Here is a 25,492-nt window from a genome sequence, read left to right as displayed (position 1 = left end):
ACTGGTGCAACTGGAGCAACTGGAGCGACTGGTGCGACGGGAGCGACTGGTGCAACTGGAGCAACTGGAGCGACTGGTGCAACTGGTGCAACGGGAGCGACTGGTGCAACTGGTGCAACGGGAGCGACTGGTGCAACTGGTGCGAGTGGAGCAACTGGAGCGACTGGTGCAACTGGGGCAACTGGATCAACTGGAGCAACTGGTGCAATGGGTGCGACTGGTGCAACTGGAGCGACTGGTGCGACTGGAGCAACTGGAGCGACTGGAGCGACTGGTGCGACTGGAGCAACTGGAGCGACTGGTGCGACTGGAGCGACTGGAGCGACTGGAGCAACTGGAGCGACTGGAGCAACTGGAGCGACTGGTGCGACTGGAGCAACTGGTGCGACTGGAGCAACTGGGGCTACGGGTGCGACTGGAGCAACGGGTGCGACTGGAGCAACTGGGGCTACGGGTGCGACTGGAGCAACTGGGCCATCAGTTCCACAAACAATAACTAAAGGAAATTTGTTAGCAGGAAGCTCTGTAGTTACAGTAACAGGAAGCGGTAAAGTATTAGACGCAGATATTACAGTTGATGTTGTAAAGAAAGATCTTACTACTACAACACCTACAGTTCTTAAAATTACAAATGGCGTAGGTGCAACACTTACTAATGCGGAAATCAATATGATACCTGGTGCTTTCAATACAACTTTAAATACTGATAAAACAGGGAATATTGTTTGGGCACCTATTCAAAATTGGTTATTAGATGGCAACAGCAATGGCGCTATTAAAACACTTGGTACAAATGACAACATTGATTTACCTTTTGTAACTAATAATACTGAAAGAATGAGAATAGCAGGAGGTAGTGGCTATATTGGTATAGGCACGCCTTCACCAGTTGCAGGTATACATATGGTACAAGATGCTCCTGATATTAGCAATAGAAGTATTTTTAGAATATCAACTTATACATCATCTCCAACATCATATTCACCTACTATAATTTTTGACAGACAGCGTGGTTCTGCCGCATCTCCTGCTCCTTTAATAACTGGAGACGCCTTAGGATCAATAAGTATGAGAGGAAATACGAGCAGTAGCGTATTAACTGTTTTATCAACAATTGCAAGTTATTATAAAGGTTCTACAGCAACACCTAAATTGAGTGATTTAAAATTTGGAACATCGGATGTAGCCGATCAAATGACAATAGATGAAAACGGGAATGTTTATCCTAGAATGGGTGGTACACAAAATTTAGGTACAGCTACAAATAGATGGGCAGCTGTTTTCGCAGTTAACGGTACAATTCAAACGTCAGATATTCGTTTGAAGAAAAATATTACACCTCTTAAATATGGCTTAGCTGATATTCTGAAAATTGATCCTATTTCATACAACTGGAAAGAAGACAATACCGGAAAAGTAAAAATTGGAGTATCTGCACAGCAAGTTCAAACTATTTTACCTGAAGTTGTAAATGTCGCTGATGACGCTAATAAAACACTTGGAGTTAACTATGCTGAAATGGTTCCAGTTTTAATTAATGCTATAAAAGAGCAACAAACTCAAATCGAAGAGTTAAAAGCTTTGGTAAAACAATTAGCTGATAAAAAATAACAAAGATTAGATTCTTAAATAAGAATAAAACTAAAAATCCGATTACGTAATGTAATCGGATTTTTTTATACTTTGTTTCCTTATATTTTTAAATGGTAATTAAACCGTACTATATCTTATTGACAGTCTTATTATGTTGCTTTTCTTGGTAACAAACTTTTCATATTAAATCTTAACGATTCAATATCTGATAAAAACGATCAGTTCTTACTAGCCCTGACAGAAGCGACATCCTTTTTCTGGCTTCTTTAGCCAGGAAAAGATATAGCGGATGGCAGGTTTGTTAGATCTTAAAATAAATAAAAGTTTCTGCTTCTAAGAAATAATTAGATTGCTAGTGGAATATAGGAACTAGATAATTGCTTTTAAAGCCTTCGACTCCGCTCAGCCTGACATCAATAAACAAACGCAAACAGACAAACTTAGCCCCTCAGAACCTAAGCCTCTCAGAACCTCAAAAAAAAAGCACCAACCTTTCGATTGATGCTTTTTGTATTGATTTGAAAAAAATTATTTTTTCTTTCCTTTTGCAGGAGCTTTTGCAGCTTTTGCAGCTTCTTGAGCAGCTTTCATAGCAGCACGAGAAATTCTTACTTGAGCAACAACTGTGTTGTCTGGGTGCATAATTTTGTATTCTGGAGCACCAACTTTAGTAACGTATAATTTGTTACCCATTTCAAGTGGAGTGATGTCAGCTTCAACAAAATCAGGAAGATTTTTAGGTAAAGCTTTAACTTTTAATTTACGAGTGTTTAAACGTAAAACACCACCCGCAAGAACACCTTTAGATGTACCAACGATTTTTACAGGAACTTCCATTGTGATTTCTTTATCATCAAATAATTGGAAGAAGTCAATGTGTAAAATTCTGTCAGATACTGGGTGAACTTGGATATCTTGCAAAATTGCATTGAATGATTTTCCTTTTCCAAGCTCAATCACAACTGTGTGTGCATTTGGAGTGTAAACCAAGTTTTTGAACGCTGCAGCGTCTGCTGAGAAGTGTACTGCTTGATTTCCTCCGTATAACACGCAAGGAACCGCTCCAGCATTACGTAAGGCTTTAGTTGACACTTTGCCCACGCTTTCTCTTTCTGATCCTTTAATTGTAATCGATTTCATTGTAAAAAAATATAGTTATTAAATAAATATTCTATTTTGCTGTAAGCTTTAAGCAATAAGCTTTAGGCTTTTTCAGAATGTATAACAATGCTTACAGCCTAAGGCTTAAAGCTTACTGCTTTTACATAATGAATTTTCCACTGATGGAATTATTGTGGTGAACCATTTGCATAACCTCAGCAAATAAAGGCGCGCAGCTTACCACTTTTATTTTGTTAGATTCTTTCTTTAACGGAATAGAATCTGTTACGATTAACTCGGTTAATTTCGAGTTTTCGATTTTCTCATACGCACCGCCAGATAAAATAGCGTGTGTACAAATTGCTCTTACGCTTAGTGCTCCTTTTTCGATCATTAGGTCGGCAGCTTTTGCTAAAGTACCACCTGTATCGATCATATCGTCTACCAAGATTACGTTACGTCCTTTTACTTCACCAATCAGCTCCATAGTGTCGATAACGTTGGCTGCTTTTCTTTGTTTGTAACAGATTACAACATCTGATTCTAAAAACTTAGAGTAAGCATATGCTCTTTTTGAACCTCCCATATCTGGAGATGCAATTGTTAGATTTTCTAATTTTAAACTTTCTACATATGGTAAAAAGATTGTAGATGCAAATAAATGATCTACTGGTTTTTCAAAAAATCCTTGAATTTGGTCTGCGTGCAGATCCATTGTCATGATTCTTGTTGCTCCTGCAGCTGTTAGTAAGTTTGCTACTAATTTAGCTCCAATTGGAACCCTTGGTTTGTCTTTTCTATCCTGTCTTGCCCAACCAAAATAAGGCATTACAGCTGTAATATGTCTTGCAGATGCACGTTTTGCGGCATCAATCATTAACAACAATTCCATCAGATTATCTGCACTTGGAAAAGTAGAACATACGATGAATACTCGTAAACCTCTAATTGACTCTTCGTAAGATGGCTGAAATTCTCCATCACTATACGTTGACATCGTTACTTTTCCTAACGGAATTCCGTACTCTTTTGCAATTTTTTCTGCAAGATAAACACTTTGTGAACAAGCAAAAATTTTAGCTTCTGGTTCTAGGTGCGACATTATAATTTGTTGTTTTTGCTCCGCTGCACTTGTATTATTTGGCCTTCCCATTTTTGGTAAAGCAAAATGCATATAAATGCCTCGGGTGTAGTTAGTTGTGTGTGCTTCGTTTTAACGAGCTGCAAATTTAGAAAATTTATTGGACACTGAAAGGAAAAATTTAAGTATTTTTAGTAGTTGATTTAATTTTATTTTTTACATTTGCACCGTGTTAAAGGAATGACGCCATTTATGACTTCATTCTATTGCGTTAAATAAGTCATTTATGATTTATTTTTCGTCTGCTACGCCCGGATGGCGGAATTGGTAGACGCGCTGGTCTCAAACACCTGTGGGAAACCGTGCCGGTTCGACTCCGGCTCCGGGTACAAAAACCTCTTCTTAACGGAAGAGGTTTTTTGGTTTTTATACGTTATCTTTTTCACCATATAAGTTATATAATTAACTTTAAGCAGGAAGTGAAAAAACTATTAAATGAACTTACATAACTTATATGGTGAAAAATTCACAACTAGCCTCATGCAAAACAGGAAAATTGCACGAATTTGCGATAAAACACAATTGATTTGCTTTTTGATGTAATTTTAAAGCCAATTCAATTTGATCTGAATTTGAGATTTTAACTTTTGGATGTAATATTGCCTCAACGAAACGCCCGCTTCCATCTGGATTTACTTCGAGCGTTGCTTCGGCGTTATCTGAATACTCGAGAACTTCTATTCCGTTTTGAGAGCAGACATATAAATACGACATCATGTGGCAAGAGACCAAACTACTCAACAATAAATCTTCAGGATTGTATAAGCATGGATCGCCTTTGAATGCTTTTGCTGCCGAGACATTTAAAATTGGCTTTCCTTCAATTTTTATTTGATGGCTTTTAGTAGATCTTGAAACTGGTTCTTTTTGATTTTTGTTTGAAGTCCAATTTAGCGCTGCTCTGAATAGATGTTTCATTTTACTTTTTTTTTCTCTTGCTAAGTTAAGATTTATAAGTTGTGATTATTTAATCTCGCAAGGTCGCAAAGTTTTTTATGGAAATTTCTCTTTCGTCGAAATTGTGAGATTCGTGCTAATCCATGTAATTCGTGGCGGAGCTTTCAATCATAAAAAAACCTCGAAAGCATAACTTTCGAGGTTTTCTAGAGAATTGAACTAATTAACAAATTCTAAAAATTATTTTTTTACTGAAAACTTAAAAGTTGTTTTCGTTTTATAATTTTCTCCCGGGTTTAAAACCGTTGTTGGGAAATTTTTCTGGTTTGGAGAATCTGGATAATGTTCTGTTTCTAGACATAATCCTGTTCTGTGCGCAAAAGTTCCTCCGTTTGGCATTGGCAGAGTTCCGTCAAGGAAATTTCCAGAGTAAAACTGAATTCCCGGTTCATCTGTTGTCATTTCCAAAACTCTTCCGCTTGGCGCGTGATATACTTTTGCAATGATTGTTTTTCCTTTTTCAGGATTGTTCAAAACCCAGCAGTGATCGTAACCTTTTCCTTTTTCTAACTGCTCGTTTTTAGCATTGATATCTTTTCCGATTAATTTTGGTTTTCTGAAATCGAAAGGTGTACCAGCCACATTTTCTAATTTTCCTGTCGGAATCAAATCTGCATCAACAGGAACTAATTTATCTGCATTTAATGTCAATTCGTGATCTAAGATTGTTTTGGTAAAATCTCCAGATAAATTGAAATAAGAATGCTGCGTTAAATTTATAACAGTTTTCTTATCAGTCGTTGCTTCGTAAAGAACATCTAACTGATTATCATTTGTCAACGTATACGTTACAAAAACTTTTAAATTCCCAGGATAACCTTCTTCCATATCTTTACTTAAGTATGATAATTTCAAAGAAGCTGTGTTTCCTGATTTCACCTCATCGGCTTTCCAAACAACATTAAAATATCCTTGCGGTCCACCATGCAAAGCATTTGGTGCATTATTGATTGCTAACGAATATTCTTTTCCGTCTAAAGTGAATTTTCCTTTAGCAATTCGGTTTCCATATCTTCCAATCAAAGCTCCAAAAAAAGGATTTTCTTTTTCATATTGTGCCAAAGAATTAAATCCAATCACAACATTTTCAGAAACGCCGTCTTTATTAGGCACTTTTAAATCTGTAATTCTACCGCCAAAAGTGATGATGTCTACTTCCATCCCATTTTGGTTTTTCAATTTATAACTATCTACTTTTTCTCCTTTAGCAGTTGTACCATAAGAAGATTTTTCAATCGTAACTGTAGCTTTTTCATCAGAAGAAACTGTTGTAGTATCCATTTTTTTATCGCTTTTACATTGAACTGAAACTGCAGCCAGACTTAACAGGCTTAAACCGAAAACGCAACGTTTTAATATATTCATATTTGATAATTTTGTGGTTATTTTGAAATGATTAGATGTTAAATATAATTGTCACGCGTAAAAAAATCTATATTTTGACGCGGATTAGACAGATTCGTTTCACGAAGACGCGGATTTACACAGATTTTTTAATATTAAAATCCTTTCATCTGCGCTTTTGCATTAGCAAATCCGTTTTATCTTCGTTTTATTCACAAAGTGATTTATTACCCAGCAAGCTAAAAGTAACAAAAACTTAGAACCATAGCAACTTAGCATCTTAGTATCTCAGACTACAATCCGTGTTGAAACAAATGATAGTATGCCTCGTTTGCATTAATTTTATCTTTAAAGTCTCTTACCGTTGTTTTTTCATCAATTACCAATAATTCGATTCCGGCGATATCGGCAAAATCTTCCATATATTCTGTTGTTAACGACTGGCTGTAAACTGTATGGTGCGCACCGCCAGCTAAAATCCAAGCTGTTGCAGCGATATCAAGGTTTGGTTTACAATCCCATAAAACTCTTGCAACTGGTAATTTTGGTAATTCTGCCATTGGTTTAATTGCTTCTACTTCGTTTACAATTAAACGGAAACGAGTTCCCATATCTACCAAAGAAACATTGATTGCATCTCCAGCAGGCGAATTAAACACCAAACGAGCCGGATCTTCCTTTCCGCCAATTCCTAACGGATGCACTTCGCAAGAAGGTTTTCCATCTGCAATTGAAGGACAGATTTCCAACATGTGAGAACCTAAAACATAAGATTTTTGAGGTGTGAAGTGGTACGTATAATCTTCCATGAAAGAAGTTCCGCCTTCTAAACCAATGTTCATTACTTTTAAAGCTCTTACCATTGCAGCTGTTTTCCAGTCACCTTCACCACCAAAACCATAACCATCGGCCATCAATCTTTGTGTAGCAATTCCTGGTAATTGTTTCCAAGCTCCAAGGTTTTCAAATGTATCTGTAAAAGCTCCGAAACCTCCTTCTTCAAGGAAAGCTCTTAATCCTAATTCGATTTTTGCTGCTTCAACTAATGAACTTCTTTGCGCACCGCCTTCTTTTAAAGAATCGGTTAAAGTGTATGATTGTTCGTAAACAGCCAATAAATCGTTTAATTCTTTTTCTGTTACTTTTTCAATATGCTTGGTAACATCTGAAGAATCGTATCCGTTTACCGAAACTCCAAAACGAATCTGAGCTTCTACTTTATCGCCTTCTGTAACGGCAACTTCGCGCATATTATCTCCAATACGAGCTACTTTTAGGTTTTGAAGTTCGTCCCAGCCTAAAACCACTCTTGACCAGATTCCTAATTTTTTCTGAACTCTTTCGTCTTCCCAATGTCCTACAACAACTTTACGTTTTTTGCGCATTCTTGACATGATGAAACCAAATTCACGATCTCCGTGAGCAGATTGGTTCAAGTTCATAAAATCCATGTCGATAGATCCCCACGGAATTTCAGCATTGTATTGTGTATGCAAATGACATAATGGTTTTTTCAAAATACTCAAACCACCAATCCACATTTTTGCCGGAGAGAAAGTATGCATCCAAGCAATAATTCCAATACAGTTTTTAGCCGAGTTTGCAGCCAAGCAAACGTCTAAAATTTGCGATGGAGATTTCACCACATCTTTATAAACCACTTTTACCGGAATTGAAGACGAAGCGTCTAATCCTTTTGCAATTATCTGAGAGTGTTCTGCTACTTTTCTTAATGTTTCTTCACCGTATAATTCTTGGCTTCCTACTACAAACCATACTTCTTTTTGAGAAATGTCTATCATTTTGTTATTTTGTTTCAAGTTTTCTTTGTTTCAGGTTTCAGGTTCTGAAATGCGGAAAATCTTATTGTTATGTTATTATTTTATTTTGCTTGTTTGGTGTTTCACGTTCCAATTTTCACGTTCCAACAACTTGAAACAAAAAAAACCTGAAACCTGAAACAAAATCATCATTGTCCGTAATACGAATCTTTTCCGTGTTTGCGGTTGTAATGTTTCTTTATTAATGAATCTTTTAATCTTGGTGCATTTGGATTTATTTGTAAAGTCAGGTACGCCATTTCGGCAACTACTTCCAGAACTTTACTGTTGTAAACGGCTTTTGCAGCATTTTTTCCCCAGGCAAACGGACCGTGATTTCCAATTAAAACCATTTCTACTTCTTCATAAGAAAGATTTTTTTCTTTGAAGCAATCCAAAATCTGAATTCCGGTATTATGCTCGTAGTTTCCTTCAATTAAGTGATCTGCCATTGGCGGTGCGCACGGAATATCGGCTGTTAAATGATCGGCATGAGTGGTTCCGAAAATCGGAATATCTTGCTGCGATTGTGCCCAGGCAACTGAATAAGTTGCGTGTGTATGTGCAACGCCTCCAATATTTGGCCAGTTTTTATATAAGTACGCGTGCGTTTTGGTGTCTGATGACGGACGCATTGTTCCTTCAATAATGTTATTATCAAAATCTACAATTACAATATCTTCAGGTTTTAAATCTTCGTAAGGAACGCCGCTTGGTTTAATGGCAAAAACACCATTTTCTCTGTCGACAGCGCTTACGTTTCCGAATGTGTAGACCACCAAATTCAATGCATTTAATTGCATATTGGCTTCATAACATTCCTGTTTTAAATCTTTATAAAGAGAACTCATTTTGAGAAATTTTAATGTTTGGATCTGCAAAAGCGCTTAATTGGTCATACGCTAAAAGCAGTTTATGATACGCTTCTACTTTATCTGTTTGAGGGAAATATTCTCCGTCAAAATCACTTCCTATTTTCTGACTTGCTTCGATTACATTTGGATAAATTCCTGCTGCTACCGCTGCGTAGATTGCCGCTCCTAAAGCTGGTGTCTGATCTGAAGCTGCAATTTTAATTGGCTTGTTTAAAACATTAGCCAAAGTCTGCATGATAAAAGGAGATTTACGGGCAACCCCTCCAATTCCGATAACGCTGTCGATTTTTACACCTTCTTCTTCAAAACGGTCTACAATTTTCTTTGCTCCGAAACAGATTGCGTTTACCAAAGCTTTAAAAATATGAGGTGCTTTTGTTCCTAAAGAAAGGTTCGAAATGGCGCTTTTTAATTCTTGGTTTGCATCTGGAGTTCTTCTTCCGTTAATCCAGTCTAAAGCAATTGGAAGACTTTCTGAAACTGGGATTTTCTCTGCTTCTTTCGTTAATTCAACAATTAATTTATCGCTGAATTCTTCTCTTAATTTTTCTTTTTGTTCTTCATTTAAAACAGATGAAGAACCTAATAAATGTTCTGTCGGCCACATCAATAATTCTTTGTACCAAGCCAATAAATCGCCAAAAGCAGATTGTCCTGCTTCTAAACCAATAAAACCTGGAATAACCGAACCATCAACTTGTCCGCAAATTCCGCGAACGGTTTTTGTTCCAACTTCATCATAAGAACCAACCAAAATATCGCAGGTTGAAGTTCCCATAACGCGAACTAAAGTATTTTCTCCAATTTTAGCTCCAACTGCTCCAGAATGTGCGTCGAAAGTTCCAACAGCCACAACTGTTTCTGTTGAAAGCCCTAAACGATCCGCCCATTCTTTGCTTAAATTTCCAGCAACTAAATCTGATGTATAAGTTTCATCGTATAAATTACCGCGAAGCTGTGCTAAATACGGATGTAATTTTTCTAAGAATTCAACTGGCGGTAATCCGTTCCAGTCTTCATGCCACATTGCTTTGTGTCCTGCGGCGCAACGGCTTCTTTTAAATGTTTTTAAATCTTTATCTTCAATCAATAAATACGTCATTAAATCGCAATGCTCCATCCAAGTGTGTGCTGCATTACGAACCGCTTCGTCTTGTCTTGCAATGTGAAGAATTTTTGCCCAAAACCATTCAGAAGAATAAATTCCTCCAACGTATTTGGTTACATCTTCTCCGCCCCAGCTTACTGCCAGTTCGTTAATTTCGTTTGCTTCATTTATAGAAGTATGATCTTTCCATAAAACCATCATCGCATTTGGGTTTTCTTCAAAACCTTTTGTTAATGCTAATGGAGTTCCATCTTTTGTAACTGGAACCGGAGAAGATCCCGTTGTATCGATACAAATTCCGCGAACCAACTTGGGATCTACCTTGCTTTCTTTTACAACATTCTGAATTGTAATTTCTAATCCTTCGATATGATCCAAAGGATGCTGGCGAAATTGATTGATGGAAGCATCACAATATTGCTTGTTTTTCCATCTTTTGTAATGAGAAACATTCGATGCCAGCTCCTGTCCATTCTCAGTGTCAATTAGCACCGCGCGAACAGAATCTGTTCCGTAGTCCAATCCTATTACATAATTTTTCATTCTCATTTTATTTTTAAAATATTGACAAATATAGAGATAAATACTTTATAAGTGTACAAAAAACACTTAATTGAAATTGCATAATTAATTTTTGCTATAAATGCATTAAAACAGCATTTTAGCCTTTAATCAAAAAATAAATGTTAACAATACATTTATAATACTGCGATTATTTCACTTCTAAAATAAAAACCTTCACTTTTAAGAAGATATTTTTACATTTATTACAGATTATTTTCCTTCTAAGACTAATACTGAGAAAGGCGGAATTGTGATTTCAAGCTTTTCTTTTTTATTCTCAAAACCTTTAAAAGCAACCGGAATAATTTTATTCGGATTTTCGAAAGAATTATAATCCTGTAGTTTTGAAGCTGTAATTATAGTCCCTGTAAAATTTTTAACGCCAAGATCTTTTACATCAATTTCGATTTTATTCTTATTTACAGCATCAATATTTACGAGTGAAATATGAACTAATCCTTTTTGATCTTTTGAAACAGATGCAGATACAGCCGGAATTGATTCTCCATTAAAATTATATGTCGGGGATTTAAAATTTATCGGAAGTAATTTCGCGTCTTGATGAACGCTATACATTTTCATTACATGATAGGTTGGCGTTGTAATCATCTTGGCTTTGTCGGTTAAGATTACAGCTTGAAGCACATTAACGCATTGTGCCAAGTTGGCCATGCGAACTCTATCTGCATGATTATTGAAAATATTTAAAGTTGCTCCCGCCAAAACAGCATCTCGCATTGTATTCTGCTGATATAAAAACCCTGGATTTGTCCCTTTTTGAACTTCATACCAGCCTCCCCATTCATCGACTATCATCGCAACTTTTTTCTCTGGATCGTATTTGTCCATTATGGCAGCATGTTTGGTCACTAATTCTTCCATTTTTAAGGCAGACTGCATGGTCTGGAAATATTCTTTCTCTGTAAAATCAACATCTGCCCCTTTTTTACCCCAGTCAATTACTGCGTAATGATGAACACCGACTCCGCCCAGCATATTCAGCGGAATGTTTTTCATCAAAACCTCTGTCCAATTGTAGTCAGAACTATTAGATCCCGAAGCAATTCTTGTAATGCCTCCAGTATTGTTCCAATCTGATATAAAAGTGGCAAACTTGCGATATTCATTAGCATAATAATCTGCAGTCATATTGCCGCCACAACCCCAGGCTTCATTTCCAATTCCCCAGTATTTTACTTTCCAAGGTTCTGCTCTTCCGTTTTTCTTTCGAAGATCACTCATTGGACTTTTTCCTCCAAAATTGGTATACTGAACCCAGTCTGCTAATTCCTGAACTGTGCCGCTTCCGACATTTCCAGATAAATACGGTTCTGCTCCCAATAATTCACACATATTTAAAAAATCATGTGTTCCAAAACTATTGTCTTCTGTTACGCCCCCCCACCATTGATTTACAATTGTCGGACGCTGTTCTTTTGGACCAATCCCATCTTTCCAATGGTAGGTATCTGCAAAACAGCCGCCGGGCCATCTTAAATTTGGAATTTTCAAATCTTTTAATGCCTTGATAATATCATTTCGAACTCCGTTTGTATTGGGAATTTTTGAAGTATCTCCCACAAAAAATCCGCCATAGATACAGCGTCCTAAATGCTCAGCAAAATGACCATAAATGTTTCTATTTATAATCGGTGCTGCTGCATCATTTTTAACTGAAATAATAACCGATTCTTTTTGAGCTGTAATTGTTTGAATAAAAAATATAGCAAACAAGATTAGTAGTGGTTTTTTCATATCTGTTGTTGGTTTTGGTTTTCAGAAAATTGCGTGGCTGCAGAATTTCTAAAGATGTTGGTTTTTTAGTTTTATAAGTGTTCGTTTAACATTTGTAAATTTAAATAAAAATAAGTCTCATAAAAAAATAAAATTATCAGAACAACTGGTTGCAAAAAACATATTTCATAATTTTGCCTTGGAAACAAGCATTCTTAAAGGGATTGAACCAAAATATCTTTAAACAAATAAAAAGTTAAGAATCTGAAAAATTGACAAAAAAAAGCAAAAACCATGTGTTTTATAACAACAATCTCAATTTTTGAATTGTGAATATGAAATAATAATCCTAGTGTATATCTCTTTTAAAAATGTTTCTACCTTTGACTCGTTATTTTGATTTGAAATTGAGAAGATTAATAAGTAAAAAACAGCTTTACCTTAGCAATTAATATCGAATACACATAAATATTCTTATTCGCTGCTATTTAACATAAGTGTGAAATCAACATTAATAAATTATGAAAGGTTTTAAGAAGTTTATATATTTACGGTCCAAATTAATTACATATGCTAAATAGTTATAGTTCTGCCGATAAAGTTTTACTGGCGGTTGACTGCATCATTTTCGGATTCGATCATGAGGGTCTGAAAATACTTTTAATCAAGAGAGATTTCGAACCCGAGAAAGGAAAATGGTCTTTGATTGGAGGGTTTTTAAAACGTGACGAAGTTTTAGATGCAGCAGCTATCCGAATACTAAATACCTATACTGGTCTTAACGATATTTATATGGAGCAGTTATATGCTTACAGCGAAATCGATCGTGACCCTGTAGAAAGAACTATTTCGGTTTCTTATTTTGCTTTGATTAATATTGAAAATCACAACGCAGAATTAATTAAAAATTATCACGCGGAATGGTTTCCAATTAATGATGCACCAAACTTAATTTTTGACCATAATGAAATGGTACAAAATGCCATTAAGAGACTTCGTTACAAAACTTCTGTAAAGCCAATTGGTTTTGAATTACTTCCTGAGAAATTTACCATGCGCCAACTTTTAGAATTGTATGAAGCGATTTTGAGCAAAGAACTGGACAAAAGAAACTTCATCAGTAAAATTAATTCTCTAGAAATCTTAAATAAATTAGACGAAAAAGATATGCAGTCTTCTCGAAAAGGTTCTTATTTATACACCTTTAATAAAGAGAAATACGAAGAAAAATTACTCAACGATTTTGTTCTAAATTTATAATTGACACGTCGCTATAAAGAATTCCTTACTATAAGAGCAGATTTATTTTCGATCTGCTCTTTTGTTCCTTTCAAAACCATATCGGCCAGAATTTTTCCCATCAATTCAAAATTGGTTGAAATGGTTGTAATTCCGTTGGCAGCAATTTTCTTTAAAGCGGTTTCATTATAAGATATAATTCCAAAATCTTCGCCTAATTTTAGGTTTCGATTTATGGCATTTTCTATAACCAAAAGCAGATCGCGGTCATGAGGAATAATGTATAAATCTCCTAAAGCAATAGATTGATTGCTGAAATCCGAAATAATTTCGTAATCATAATTGTATTCCTGACAGAAAGATTCAAAACCAAGTTTCATTCCCGGCGGCTCTCTAAAACCTGAAAAAATCAAAATCAGTTTTTTATATTTTTCCAATCTTTTTTTGGCTTTCAGTAATCCTTCAAAAATATCTTTTTGATGATTTTGATAAATAGCTGGAAACATTTTTAACTCTGGATTAGTCTGATCCAAAATAATTACATCGGTTACTGGTAGGGTTTTTATAGAATCGACGATATCGTTTAAGTTCGTCGGCATGATTATATATTTTGTGTAATTTCCGTTGCTGTCATTTAGCAGTTTTTTGAAAACTTGAACATTAAAATGATGAAAGAAAATATCAACCTGAACATTTTTACCAATATTTTTTAGGAACGAATTATAAATATCTTCTTTAAAAATATTAAGCTCGTCAAAAAGAAGAAAAACCTTCTGAGTAATAGTGATTTCAACACTTTTCACATAATAACCTTTTCCTGGAATAGCGTAAATAATTCCTCTTTTTTTCAATTCGTCATACGCCAGAAGCACTGTGTCGCGCGATAAAGAAAAGCCTAAACAGACTTTATTGACCGATGGAAGACGATCTCCTTTTTTTAAATTGCCCTCTTCAATCGCTTTTTCTATTGAAAGAATAATCTGCTTATATTTTGGAAGCCCAATATTATTTTGAATTGAAATGATGTTCACAATAAAGTCATTTTGACTATTAATACTAAAAACTGGTAGGTACTGGTATGCAAAGATAGAGAATGTTTCTATTTTTGGATTTCATTTTTGGTAAAAATAATATGGAAATAAAACATATATCGCATTTAAAGGAGACTCATAATTGCAAATTGTTTGGTTTAATGCCCAATAAAGAAGAAATTTATTCTTTTGAATTGTGTAACAAAAACGGAATGAAAGTTCAGGTCATCAATTATGGTGCAATAGTAACTTCCATCCAAATTCCTTTGAATGAAAAATCGATAGATGTTGTTTTAGGATTTGATAATCTAGAAGCTTACTTAGAATCTTATAATTTACCAAGCGCTCCTTATTTTGGAACTACTGTTGGCCGTTATGCTGGTCGTATTCATAATGGAGCTTTTAGCATAGATGATAAAAAATTTCAGCTTGACGGAAATAATAATGGCAATACGCTTCACGGAGGCAATATGGGATTTGGGAGAAAAGTCTGGAGCGTAATTAATGCTTCAACCGGCGAAAATCCTTCTATTACTTTTGGTCTTTTGAGTGAGCATTTAGATGAAAATTTTCCTGGTGAAATGACCGTTTATTTGACCTATACTTTAAATGAAGAAAACGAACTGCAATTAGAATATAAAGCTGTTTCTACAGAAGATACCGTTATCAATTTGACACATCATAGTTATTTTAACCTTGACGGACATGATGGAAATGTTTTAGAGCAACAAATGTTTATCAAATCGGATAAAATGCTGGAGACCAATCCAGATAATATCCCGACTGGAAATTATACCGATTTAACCAATCATGATTTTGATTTTAGAAATACTAAAAACTGCCCGTTTCCAATTGACAATTCTTTTGTGGTGAATTCTAAAACAGAAATCGTAGCACAGCTAATCAGCTTAAAAAACAAACTGAGAATGAATGTTTACACCGATCAGCCTAGTGTACATATATATGTAGGAGGAAATTGTTTTGGAAAATTAAAAGGAAAAGGAAATGTCGATTACAATGCCCAAAGCGGTATTTGTTTTGAAACGCAGAATTTTCCAGATGCACCCAATCACAGCCATTTTCCAAATGCTGTTTTGAGAAAAGGCGAAGAGTATACTCAAAAAACGCTTTACAAATTTGAAAATTTAAACTAACCAAATTCCAAAACCACCATTACACTCACTTTATAATGAATGATATTTTAATACAAAACACTGTTGCTTTTTTTGAGAAATCTTTTGGATCTTCTCCTCAAAAAACGGTACTTTCTCCAGGAAGAATTAATATTATTGGAGAACATATTGATTACAATGATGGTTATGTTTTACCAGCTGCAATTGACAAAGTAATTTGCTTTGCTTTTGAAAAAAACAACACTAAAACTTCTAAGGTAATTGCAGTCGATTTAAACGAAGAATTTGAAATTGACCTGACTGAAGAAGTAAAATTGAGCGATGTGGTTTGGACTAATTACATTCGAGGTGTAATTAAACAATTGCAGGATAACGGATTTTCTTTTGAAGGTTTCAATTGTGTTTTCAGCAGTAATATTCCGGTTGGCTCTGGACTATCTTCTTCTGCGGCTTTAGAATGCGGAATGATTTTCGGAATCAAATCGCTTTTCGATTTAAAAATTGAGAAAGTTGACATTTCATTATTAGGACAAAAAGCAGAACACTGGGTGGGTATTAACTGCGGTATTATGGATCAGTTTTCAAGTGTTCATGGTCTTGAAAATAAAGTGATAAAATTGGACTGCAACACTTTAGATTTCGAATATCACAATGCCGATTTTAAAGATTATTCATTGATTTTATTAGATTCTAATGTGAAACATTCGCTTTTTACATCAGAATACAATACCAGAAGAGTCGAATGCGAAGAAGGTTTATCAATCATAAAAAGTCATTTTCCAGAAGTAAAAAGTTTTAGAGATGCTTCAGAAGCACAGGTTTTGAGTCTTAAGGATAAAATGACTGAAAAAGTTTTCAGCCGAGTTCATTTTGTGGTTAAAGAAATTAATCGTGTCATAAAAGCCTGTGAAGCTTTAGACAAGGGAAACATCGAACATCTGGGAGAATTACTTTTTGAAACTCATTATGGTTTATCACAGGAATATGAGGTAAGCTGCGAAGAGTTAGATTTCCTTGTAGATACTGCAAAAAATGACGAATCTATCATAGGTTCTAGACTTATGGGAGGCGGTTTTGGAGGTTGTACAATTAATTTAGTTAAAAAAGGTCAAGAAAATGAGGTAAAACATAAGTTTTCAAATCTTTATTTAGATAAATTTGGAATTGAATTAAAATTCTATGATGTAAAAATCTCAAACGGAACAACACTACTTTAATACCACAACACACTACAATGAAAAATTTTGACATTAACGAAGATCCTCACAGACGCTTCAATCCTCTAATCAACGAATGGGTCTTAGTTTCACCACATCGTGCAAAACGCCCTTGGCAGGGACAAAATGAAACTATTTCTACGGAAGAACTTCCAAAATACGATCCCACTTGTTATTTATGTCCGGGAAATGTTCGTGCCAATGGAGAAACTAATCCAGTATACGAAAACAGTTTTGTTTTTGAAAATGATTTTGCTGCGATGAAGCAAGAGGAAATTATTTTTGAAGACGATATTAAACATACTTTCTTTAAAGTAAAACCAGAACAAGGAATTTCGAGAGTGGTTTGCTTTTCGCCAAGACACGATTTGACTCTCCCAGAAATGGAAATTGCAGATATTGAAAATATTATTAAAACCTGGCAGAAAGAATATACTGATTTAGGAAACATCAAGTACATTAACCACGTCCAGATTTTTGAAAATAAAGGAAGTGTAATGGGTTGCAGCAACCCGCATCCGCATGGGCAAATCTGGGCACAGTCTTCTTTACCAACTCAGGTTGAAAAAACGCATAACAGTTTAAAATCATATTACGATAAAAATAGAAGAACATTGTTGGAAGATTATGTTCAGGCCGAATTGAAAACTGGGGAGCGTATTGTAATTGAGAACGATCACTTTGTAGCGTTAGTGCCTTTTTGGGCTATTTGGCCATACGAAAATATGATTGTGAGCAAAAGAGCTGCCAACAAAATCACCGATTTTTCTGCTGAAGAAAGCAACGCTTTTGCTAAAATTTTAAAGCAATTAACAACGAAGTACGACAATTTATTTAATACTTCTTTCCCTTATTCTTCAGGAATTCATCAATCGCCAACAGATGGATTTGATCATCCGGAATGGCATTTTCACATGCATTTTTATCCGCCGTTGTTAAGATCGGCAACGGTAAAGAAATTTATGGTAGGATATGAAATGTTAGGCGAATCGCAGCGTGATATTACACCAGAAAAAAGTGCTGAAATTTTAAGAAAGCTTTCAGATGTGCATTATAAAAGTCTGGTAAAAGCCTAATGGTTTGCCAGTGCAATATAGCTAAATACTAAAAATTTAACACAATTTCGATTGAATAAATGTAAAAAACACATTTGCCAGTAGCTGATTTCTAAATTTTTATTTTACATTTGGCTTCCGCTTTTATTTTCGTAAAAAAATAACAGAAATAAAACACATCTTGCATTTTTAACAAGATTACACAACATAAAAAACAATTTAAAACCAAACAAACAAATTTAACCCTATAATAATTATTTAAAATACTACTAACAATGAACCAAAACCTCGCTTTCGCAGATTATGCGGTTTTTATTATCTATTTTATCGTAGTCTCGGTCTACGGTTATACCGTTTATCGCAAACGTAAACAAGACGAACAAGATGCTAAAGCTTACTTTTTGGCTGAAGGAAATTTAACTTGGTGGGCAATTGGAGCTTCTTTAATTGCTTCTAACATTTCTGCAGAACAATTCATCGGAATGAGCGGTGAAGGTTTCTTTTTAGGAATCGCTGTTGCTGCTTACGAATGGCTTGCTGCCGTTGCACTTATTATTGTAGCTGTGTGGTTTATTCCTGTATATCTTAAAAACAAGATTTACACAATGCCACAATTCTTAAAAACACGTTACAACGAATCTACTGCTTTGATTATGGCAGTTTTCTGGTTGTTTTTGTACGTTTTTGTAAACTTAACTTCTATTCTTTATTTGGGAGCTGTTGCTATTAACGGTCTTGCTGGTGGAGAATATCTTCATGCTATTATGATCGGTTTGGCTGTATTTGCTTTATTTATTTCTCTTGGAGGAATGAAAGTTGTGGCTTATACAGACGTTATTCAGGTTGCTGTATTAATTATTGGAGGTTTGGTAACTTCTTATATTGCATTAGTAACTGTTGGAGAAAAGCTAGGAATAAGCAGTAGTGCAATCGAAGGATTCAAAGTATTAATGACTGAGGCGCCTGAGCATTTCAAAATGATTATTCCAAAACCAACTGCAGCTTCTTCTCAATTAGAAATTGACAAATATTTGACTTTCCCAGGTTTGATGTCTTACCTTGCTGGTATCTGGATTATCAACTTAAACTATTGGGGTTGTAACCAATACATTACGCAAAGAGCACTTGGAGCAGATTTACAAACAGCTCGTACAGGAATCTTATTTGCTGGTATGTTAAAATTATTAATGCCGCTTATCGTAATGCTTCCTGGTATTGCTGCTTACGTTTTATACACAAACGGACATTTACCTCAATTAGTTGGAGGAAAAGACGGAGCTTATTCTGCTGTATTAACTTTCCTTCCAACAGGACTAAAAGGTCTTTCTGTTGCGGCTTTAACGGCTGCGATCGTAGCTTCTTTGGCTGGAAAAGTAAACAGTATTTCTACAATTTATACATTAGATATTCATAAAAAATATATTCAAAAAGAAGCTGGAGAAAAACAACAGGTAAACATTGGTAGAATTGCCGTTTTTGCTGCAATGCTTTTAGCCGTTCTATTTACTTGGAATGACGTTTTAGGAATCGGTGGTGTCGGCGGATTTACATACATCCAAAAGTACACTGGATTCATCAGCCCTGGAGTTTTTGCTATGTTCTTCCTTGGTATGTTCTGGAAAAGAACTACTGGTGCAGCAGCAATCGTGGGTGTAATTTTAGGATTCGCATTGTCAGTTTTATTCAACGAATACGCTCCTGCATTATTTGGAAACGATACACTTTTATACACAGCTTATCCTAACGGAAAAGGAGCTTTCGAAATTCCGTTCCACATTTGTATGGGATTATCATTCTTCTTTACTATGTTAGTGATGATCTTGATGAGTTTCGCTGGTCCAAAAGTAAACCCTAAAGCATTCGAAACAGAACCAGGAATGTTTAAAGTTAAACCGCAGACAACAGTCTTAATCGTAATTACATTATTGATTATTGTGGCGCTTTATGTTAAGTTCTGGTAATAAATTATCAGTTCTATTCTCTCTATTTTTACAGCTGTTGTTTGTCATGAACAACAGCTGTAAATTTTTAAAAAAAGTTCTAACACATAGAAATAAAAGCCACGAATTACAATAATTTCCACGAATTAATTTCTAAATAAAAAAATTCTAGTTAATTCGTGTAATTCGTGGCAAAAAAATCGCAATAAATTATAATACATAAAAATCATGCAGTTATCATTAACCCAAAAAATCATTATCGTTACTGGAGGCGCAAAAGGAATTGGTTTAGGAATCGTCAAAGTTCTAGCCGAAGAAAATGCAATTCCGTTTATCGTTGGACGTAACGAAAATGATAACATCAAAGCCGTAGAAGAATTAAAAGCCATTGGAAAAGAAGCGCATCAAGTTGCTGCCGATCTTACCAAACCTGAAGACTGTAAAAAAGCCGTTGAAGCCGTAATCGCAAAATTCGGCAGAATTGACGGACTTGTAAATAACGCCGGCGTTAATGACGGTGTTGGATTAGAGAATGGAAATTATGAAGATTTCGCTGCTTCGCTTCATAAAAATTTAGTGCATTATTATCTAATGGCACAGCATGCGCTTCCGTATTTGAAAGAATCAAAAGGAGCAATTGTAAACATTGGTTCTAAAACTGCCGAAACAGGACAAGGCGGAACCTCAGCTTACGCTGCTTCAAACGGAGGACGAAATGCTTTAACGAGAGAATGGGCAGTTGAATTATTAAAATACAGTATTCGTGTAAACGCTGTAATTGTAGCCGAATGTTACACACCGCTTTACGAAACGTGGATTAATACTTTTGAAAATAAAGAAGAAAAACTAGCCGCAATTACAAAAAATATTCCGCTAGAAAACAGAATGACAACAGCAGAAGAAATTGCTAATATGGTGGTTTTCTTATTGTCTGAAAAATCAAGTCATACTACTGGACAGATTATTTATGTTGATGGAGGTTATACCCATTTAGATCGATCTATTTAAAATATTTTTTTTGCCACGAATTACACGAATTAACTACAATTTTTTATTTAGAAAATTAATTCGTGGAAATTGGTGTAATTCGTGGCTATATTTTTTATTTCACGCAGATCTAGCAGATTGGGCAGATTGGGCAGATTTAAAAAATCCCTTTAATCTTTATAATCTGTGGCAAAACTCATCTTCGCATTATTTTTAAAATCAGATGGCGTTATTCCTTTAACTTTTTTGAAAAGTTTATTAAAATTTGAAGCTGTTTTATAACCGCATTCGTATGCAATCTCAGACATACTTTTATCGGTTTCCAACAGTAATTTGCAGGCATTCGAGATTCTGATTTCGTGTAGATAATCCACAAAATTTTTCTTCGTTTTAACTCTGAACATTCTACAAAAAGAAGTCCGAGTCATATTCGCTACAGCGGCAATTTCTTCCAAGGAAATATTCTTCTTGTAATTTTTATTCACATATTGAAAAACTTCTGAAAGACGATCTACTTTCGAATCCTTCTGCATCAAAGAATAAATTTCGTCGTTGATATAAATTGTATCTTGACTTTCTGAAAGAATAGACAAAATCTCAAAAAGTCCGACAATTACCTCAAAGTCTTTTTTTGAAACTAACTTCTCCAATTTTTTTGCAATATGCTTATTAGTTTTTCCGATAATCGAAATCCCTTTTCCAGCCTGAAAAAAGAGTTCGTTGATTTTTTGGGTTTCTTTTAATTCGTAAAAAGTAGGCCCAAAAATATCTTTATGAAAATATACGACAATCGAATTGGCTTTTAAATCTTCAATTCCCTGATAATATTTCTCGTCATTCAGCCAAACGTGCGGAATATCCGAACCTAAAAAAACCATATCACCGGGTTCAAATGGCATTACCGAATTTCCGATAATTCGCTTGCCATAACTTTCTTTTACATACACCAATTCTAATTCGGGATGCGAATGAAATGGCGCTTGAAAAAAAGGCTCAACACGATTTAATACCGAAACTTTTGTATTGAGATAAGACGCTATTTTGGTTTGTTCCAATTTCATTCTGCAAAGATAATTAAAGATTATACACGGATAATATTAGACTAATAATAAAAGACTAAAAAAACTAATTTTATTTTTCGTTTACTGCCCAAATTTTAGTGAAATCAAAGTGCTTAACTTCTTCCCTAACTACAGCAAACGACAACACAAAAAAGAAAAAAAACAACAAGACAATGCTTGATACAACTAAAAAATTAGTGGTAAAACTGCATCCAGACGATAATGTTCTGGTAGCTTTAACCGACTTGCCAAAAGGAGAATCTATTCTTTTTGAAAACGAAACTTACGTTTTACAAGACCTCATCAAAGCCAAACATAAATTCTACATGCAGGACATGAAGCAGGGAGAAGAAGTAAATATGTACGGTGTTTTAGTCGGAAAAGTACAATGCAATGTGGCAAAAGGAAGTTTAATGACGACCGAAAACTTAAAACATGCCGCAGATCCTTATGCATACAGAAATGCTTCTTACGAATGGAATGCGCCTGATGTTTCAAAATTTGAAAACAGGACTTTTAAAGGTTACAAAAGAAAAGACGGACGTGTTGGAACTGCTAATTACTGGCTTTTTGTTCCGACGGTTTTTTGCGAAAACAGAAATCTTGACGTTATCAAAGAGGCGTTGCACAAGCAATTAGGTTATGCTGTAACAGACAAATACAATCAATTTACGCACGAATTACTGGAAGGTTATTTGAACGGAAATGACATTAATGATATTAATATTGAATTAAATCCGACTCCGAAAAACAAACGTGTTTTTGAAAATGTGGACGGAATTAAATTCTTAAATCACCAAGGCGGCTGCGGTGGAACGCGTCAGGATGCTTCTACTTTGAGTGCTTTACTAGCTTCTTATGCCAATCATCCAAACGTTGGTGGAATCACGCTTTTGAGTTTAGGATGCCAGCATTTACAAGTTCAGGATTTTGTAAATGATGTAAAAAGACAAAACCCAGAATTTGACAAACCGTTATTTATTTTTGAACAGCAGCAGACAGAAAGCGAAGAAGTTTTGATTACCAATGCCATCAAAAAGACTTTTGAAGGTTTAATTGAAATCAACCAATATGAAAGAACTGATGCGCCTTTGAGCGATTTATGCATTGGTGTAAAATGCGGCGGAAGCGATGGTTTCAGCGGTGTTTCTGCAAATCCTGCTGTGGGTTATACTTCTGATTTAGTGGTAGCTTTAGGCGGAAAAATTCTTTTGGCTGAATTCCCAGAATTATGTGGAGCTGAACAGAATTTAATTGACAGATGTATTACGGAAGATAAAGCCAAAAAATTCATAGATTTAATGGAATCTTATGATGAACTGGCGCATAAAGTGGGTTCTGGTTTCCACATGAATCCGTCACCAGGAAACATCAAAGACGGATTAATTACAGATGCTATCAAAAGTGCTGGAGCGGCCAAAAAAGGCGGCACTTCTCCTGTTGTTGATGTTTTAGATTACACCGAATTGGTTACAAAACCAGGTTTAAGTTTGGTTTGTACACCAGGAAATGATGTAGAAGCAACAACTGGAAAAGCGGCTTCTGGAGCGACTTTAATTTTATTTACTACTGGATTGGGAACTCCGACAGGAAACCCAGTTTGTCCTGTAATTAAGGTGGCGACAAACTCTGTTCTAGCAACCAGAATGAAAGATATTATCGATATTGACTGCGGACCAATCATTAGTGGTGAAAAATCTATTGAAGAAATGGGCGAGGAAATTTTAGAATACTGCATTAAAGCGGCAAGCGGCGAAATTATTCCGAAAGCAGTTCAATTAAACCAAGACGATTTTATTCCGTGGAAACGCGGCGTATCTTTGTAAAAGACTATTAAAAACAACTCATAAAAATTTATATCAAATGTTTTCATTACAAAATAAAAAAGCAATTATCACGGGCGGGGGAAGCGGAATCGGAAGAGCGATTTCGGTTTTATTTGCTAAACAAGGAGCTGAAGTTCACATTTTAGAATTGACTGAAGAAAGTGCAAAAGAAACCGTTGAAGAAATAAAATCAAACGGCGGAAATGTTTTCGCGCATGCCTGCGACGTTTCGAACCACGAACAAGTTAAAACGACTTTCGAGAAAATCGGAAATATTCATATTCTGGTAAACAACGCTGGAATTGCTCACGTTGGAAAAGTAGACACGACTCCAGAATCTGATTTTGACCGTATTATGAATGTAAACGTAAAAGGAGTTTACAACTGTCTTCACGCATCGATTCCTGCACTTAGAAGCTCTGGCGGAGGTGTAATTTTGAATCTGGCTTCTATTGCCTGCTGGGTTGGAATCCCTGACCGTTTTGCTTATTCTACTGCAAAAGGAGCGGTTATGGCAATGACTTTATCGGTTGCAAAAGATTATTTAAATGATAAAATCAGATGTAATTCCATTTCTCCTGCAAGGGTTCATACGCCTTTCGTAGATGGATTTATTGCTAAAAATTATCCTGGAAAAGAAGAAGAAATCTTCGAAAAATTATCTCAGTCACAACCAATCGGACGTATGGGGAAACCAGAAGAAATCGCAACTTTAGCATTATTCTTATGCAGCGACGAATCTTCTTTCATCACAGGTTCAGATTACCCAATTGATGGAGGTTTTATTAAATTAAACAACTAAAATATTTAAAAAAATTCATAGCCACGAATTACACAAATTTCCACAAATTTTAATTCGAGAAAATTCGTGTAATTCGTGGCAAAAAACTAAAATTAAAATATGAAACTTATAAGATTTGGAGAAGAAGGAAAGGAAAAACCAGGTGTTTTACTTAATGATAAAAGATATGATGTTTCGTCTATCGTAACAACAGATTATAACGAAACTTTTTTTGAAAATGACGGATTAGCAAAATTAGAAGAAGCTTTAAAAAACAATCCATCTTTACCAGAAGTTAGCGATTCAGTACGTTTGGGTTCGCCGGTTGCACGTCCTTCAAAAATTATCTGCATCGGATTGAATTATGTAGATCACTGTGAAGAAACAGGTGCTGCAATTCCAGAAGAACCAATTATTTTCTTTAAATCTACAACTTCTTTATGCGGACCAAATGATAATTTGATTATCCCAAAAAACAGCGAAAAAACAGATTGGGAAGTAGAATTGGCATTTGTTGTAGGTAAAAAAGCCAGCTATGTTTCTGAAGAAGATGCTCCAAACTATATCGCAGGATACTGTCTTTTAAACGATTACAGCGAGAGAGCTTTCCAGATCGAGCGTGGCGGACAATGGGCAAAAGGAAAAGGTTCTGACACCTTTGCTCCTCTTGGACCAACAATGGTTACACCAGACGAAGCTGGAGATGTAAATAACCTAAAAATGTGGCTGACTGTAAACGGAAAAACATTTCAAAACAGTAATACTTCAAACTTGATTTTTAAAATTCCATTCTTGGTTCATTATCTAAGTCAGTTTATGACCTTGCTTCCTGGCGATGTTATCAGTACAGGAACGCCTCCAGGAGTTGGTTTAGGAATTAAACCAGATCCAATTTACATTAAAGCAGGCGACGTAATCGAATTAGGAATTGAAGGTTTAGGCACAAGTAAACAAACTGCTGTAGCTTATCAACAAAAATAAAATT

Annotated in this window: 20 protein-coding genes and 1 tRNA gene; 11 read left to right on the top strand and 10 right to left on the bottom strand. The window is 35.3% G+C overall.

From position 1 onward, the window contains the following. Positions 1 to 1,611 (top strand): tail fiber domain-containing protein (locus ASE40_RS21670; protein WP_131726575.1); only part of this gene is annotated, 1,611 nt, incomplete at its 5' end. Between the two features lie 510 nt (positions 1,612 to 2,121). Here the strand turns inward: ASE40_RS21670 and ASE40_RS04375 are convergent. Beyond that, positions 2,122 to 2,733: a 50S ribosomal protein L25/general stress protein Ctc gene (locus ASE40_RS04375; RefSeq protein WP_057115570.1), complete on the bottom strand. Its 612-nt coding sequence runs from the start codon at positions 2,731 to 2,733 to the stop codon at positions 2,122 to 2,124. 121 nt (positions 2,734 to 2,854) lie between these two features. Further along, a complete protein-coding gene (locus tag ASE40_RS04370) occupies positions 2,855 to 3,796 on the bottom strand; it encodes a ribose-phosphate pyrophosphokinase (protein WP_057115983.1) in 942 nt (313 codons plus the stop codon). A 288-nt stretch (positions 3,797 to 4,084) separates the two neighbouring features. Here ASE40_RS04370 and ASE40_RS04365 point away from each other — a divergent pair. Continuing rightward, positions 4,085 to 4,164: transfer RNA gene (locus tag ASE40_RS04365), tRNA-Leu, on the top strand. Positions 4,165 to 4,285: 121 nt separating this feature from the next. Here ASE40_RS04365 and ASE40_RS04360 read toward each other — a convergent pair. The 6 genes from ASE40_RS04360 to ASE40_RS04335 form a co-directional block, all read right to left on the bottom strand. After that, positions 4,286 to 4,753 carry an OsmC family protein gene (locus ASE40_RS04360; RefSeq protein ID WP_057115569.1) on the bottom strand — a complete coding sequence of 156 codons (468 nt, stop codon included), beginning with the start codon at positions 4,751 to 4,753 and terminating at the stop codon, positions 4,286 to 4,288. Between the two features lie 219 nt (positions 4,754 to 4,972). After that, positions 4,973 to 6,157: an aldose epimerase family protein gene (locus ASE40_RS04355; protein WP_057115568.1), complete on the bottom strand. Its 1,185-nt coding sequence runs from the start codon at positions 6,155 to 6,157 to the stop codon at positions 4,973 to 4,975. A 272-nt stretch (positions 6,158 to 6,429) separates the two neighbouring features. Continuing rightward, complete coding sequence (gene araA / locus ASE40_RS04350) at positions 6,430 to 7,938, bottom strand: L-arabinose isomerase (RefSeq protein WP_057115567.1); 1,509 nt, start codon at positions 7,936 to 7,938, stop codon at positions 6,430 to 6,432. 167 nt (positions 7,939 to 8,105) lie between these two features. Next, entirely contained in the window at positions 8,106 to 8,807 is a 702-nt protein-coding gene (locus ASE40_RS04345; protein ID WP_057115566.1) for an L-ribulose-5-phosphate 4-epimerase, read from the bottom strand. Then, positions 8,791 to 10,482: a ribulokinase gene (locus ASE40_RS04340; protein ID WP_057115565.1), complete on the bottom strand. Its 1,692-nt coding sequence runs from the start codon at positions 10,480 to 10,482 to the stop codon at positions 8,791 to 8,793. The genes ASE40_RS04345 and ASE40_RS04340 overlap by 17 nt, the downstream gene beginning before the upstream one ends. 231 nt (positions 10,483 to 10,713) lie before the next feature. Then, positions 10,714 to 12,258, bottom strand: a complete 1,545-nt coding sequence (locus ASE40_RS04335; RefSeq protein WP_057115564.1) for an alpha-N-arabinofuranosidase — start codon at positions 12,256 to 12,258, stop codon at positions 10,714 to 10,716. Between the two features lie 549 nt (positions 12,259 to 12,807). On the opposite strand from ASE40_RS04335, the gene ASE40_RS04330 reads away from it, so the two are divergent. Next, entirely contained in the window at positions 12,808 to 13,497 is a 690-nt protein-coding gene (locus ASE40_RS04330; protein WP_057115563.1) for an NUDIX hydrolase, read from the top strand. 11 nt (positions 13,498 to 13,508) lie between these two features. Here ASE40_RS04330 and ASE40_RS04325 read toward each other — a convergent pair whose 3' ends face one another. Continuing rightward, entirely contained in the window at positions 13,509 to 14,507 is a 999-nt protein-coding gene (locus ASE40_RS04325) for a GntR family transcriptional regulator (protein WP_057115562.1), read from the bottom strand. Between the two features lie 101 nt (positions 14,508 to 14,608). Between ASE40_RS04325 and ASE40_RS04320 the strand changes: the two genes are divergently transcribed. From ASE40_RS04320 to ASE40_RS04300, 5 genes are all read left to right on the top strand, one after another. Beyond that, on the top strand, positions 14,609 to 15,661 hold the full coding sequence (locus tag ASE40_RS04320) for an aldose epimerase family protein (RefSeq protein ID WP_057115561.1): 1,053 nt from the start codon (positions 14,609 to 14,611) through the stop codon (positions 15,659 to 15,661). A gap of 35 nt (positions 15,662 to 15,696) precedes the next feature. Then, entirely contained in the window at positions 15,697 to 16,857 is a 1,161-nt protein-coding gene (gene galK, locus ASE40_RS04315) for a galactokinase (RefSeq protein ID WP_057115560.1), read from the top strand. A 17-nt stretch (positions 16,858 to 16,874) separates the two neighbouring features. After that, positions 16,875 to 17,933, top strand: a complete 1,059-nt coding sequence (locus tag ASE40_RS04310) for a UDP-glucose--hexose-1-phosphate uridylyltransferase (RefSeq protein ID WP_057115559.1) — start codon at positions 16,875 to 16,877, stop codon at positions 17,931 to 17,933. Between the two features lie 254 nt (positions 17,934 to 18,187). Further along, positions 18,188 to 19,873 carry a sodium/sugar symporter gene (locus ASE40_RS04305; RefSeq protein ID WP_057115558.1) on the top strand — a complete coding sequence of 562 codons (1,686 nt, stop codon included), beginning with the start codon at positions 18,188 to 18,190 and terminating at the stop codon, positions 19,871 to 19,873. A gap of 207 nt (positions 19,874 to 20,080) precedes the next feature. After that, complete coding sequence (locus ASE40_RS04300; RefSeq protein WP_057115557.1) at positions 20,081 to 20,860, top strand: SDR family oxidoreductase; 780 nt, start codon at positions 20,081 to 20,083, stop codon at positions 20,858 to 20,860. Positions 20,861 to 21,009: 149 nt separating this feature from the next. Here ASE40_RS04300 and ASE40_RS04295 read toward each other — a convergent pair whose 3' ends face one another. Next, positions 21,010 to 21,900, bottom strand: a complete 891-nt coding sequence (locus ASE40_RS04295; RefSeq protein WP_057115556.1) for an AraC family transcriptional regulator — start codon at positions 21,898 to 21,900, stop codon at positions 21,010 to 21,012. Positions 21,901 to 22,073: 173 nt separating this feature from the next. On the opposite strand from ASE40_RS04295, the gene ASE40_RS04290 reads away from it, so the two are divergent. From ASE40_RS04290 to ASE40_RS04280, 3 genes are all read left to right on the top strand, one after another. After that, positions 22,074 to 23,726: a UxaA family hydrolase gene (locus ASE40_RS04290; RefSeq protein ID WP_057115982.1), complete on the top strand. Its 1,653-nt coding sequence runs from the start codon at positions 22,074 to 22,076 to the stop codon at positions 23,724 to 23,726. Between the two features lie 37 nt (positions 23,727 to 23,763). Further along, positions 23,764 to 24,528: an SDR family NAD(P)-dependent oxidoreductase gene (locus ASE40_RS04285; protein WP_057115555.1), complete on the top strand. Its 765-nt coding sequence runs from the start codon at positions 23,764 to 23,766 to the stop codon at positions 24,526 to 24,528. A 99-nt stretch (positions 24,529 to 24,627) separates the two neighbouring features. Next, on the top strand, positions 24,628 to 25,488 hold the full coding sequence (locus tag ASE40_RS04280; RefSeq protein ID WP_057115554.1) for a fumarylacetoacetate hydrolase family protein: 861 nt from the start codon (positions 24,628 to 24,630) through the stop codon (positions 25,486 to 25,488). Positions 25,489 to 25,492 lie beyond the last annotated feature (4 nt).

Source organism: Flavobacterium sp. Root935 (genome assembly GCF_001429295.1).
Lineage (GTDB): Bacteria > Bacteroidota > Bacteroidia > Flavobacteriales > Flavobacteriaceae > Flavobacterium.
The sequence above is the reverse complement of the archived record's forward strand: the minus strand, read 5'-3'. Positions and strand labels throughout refer to the sequence as shown.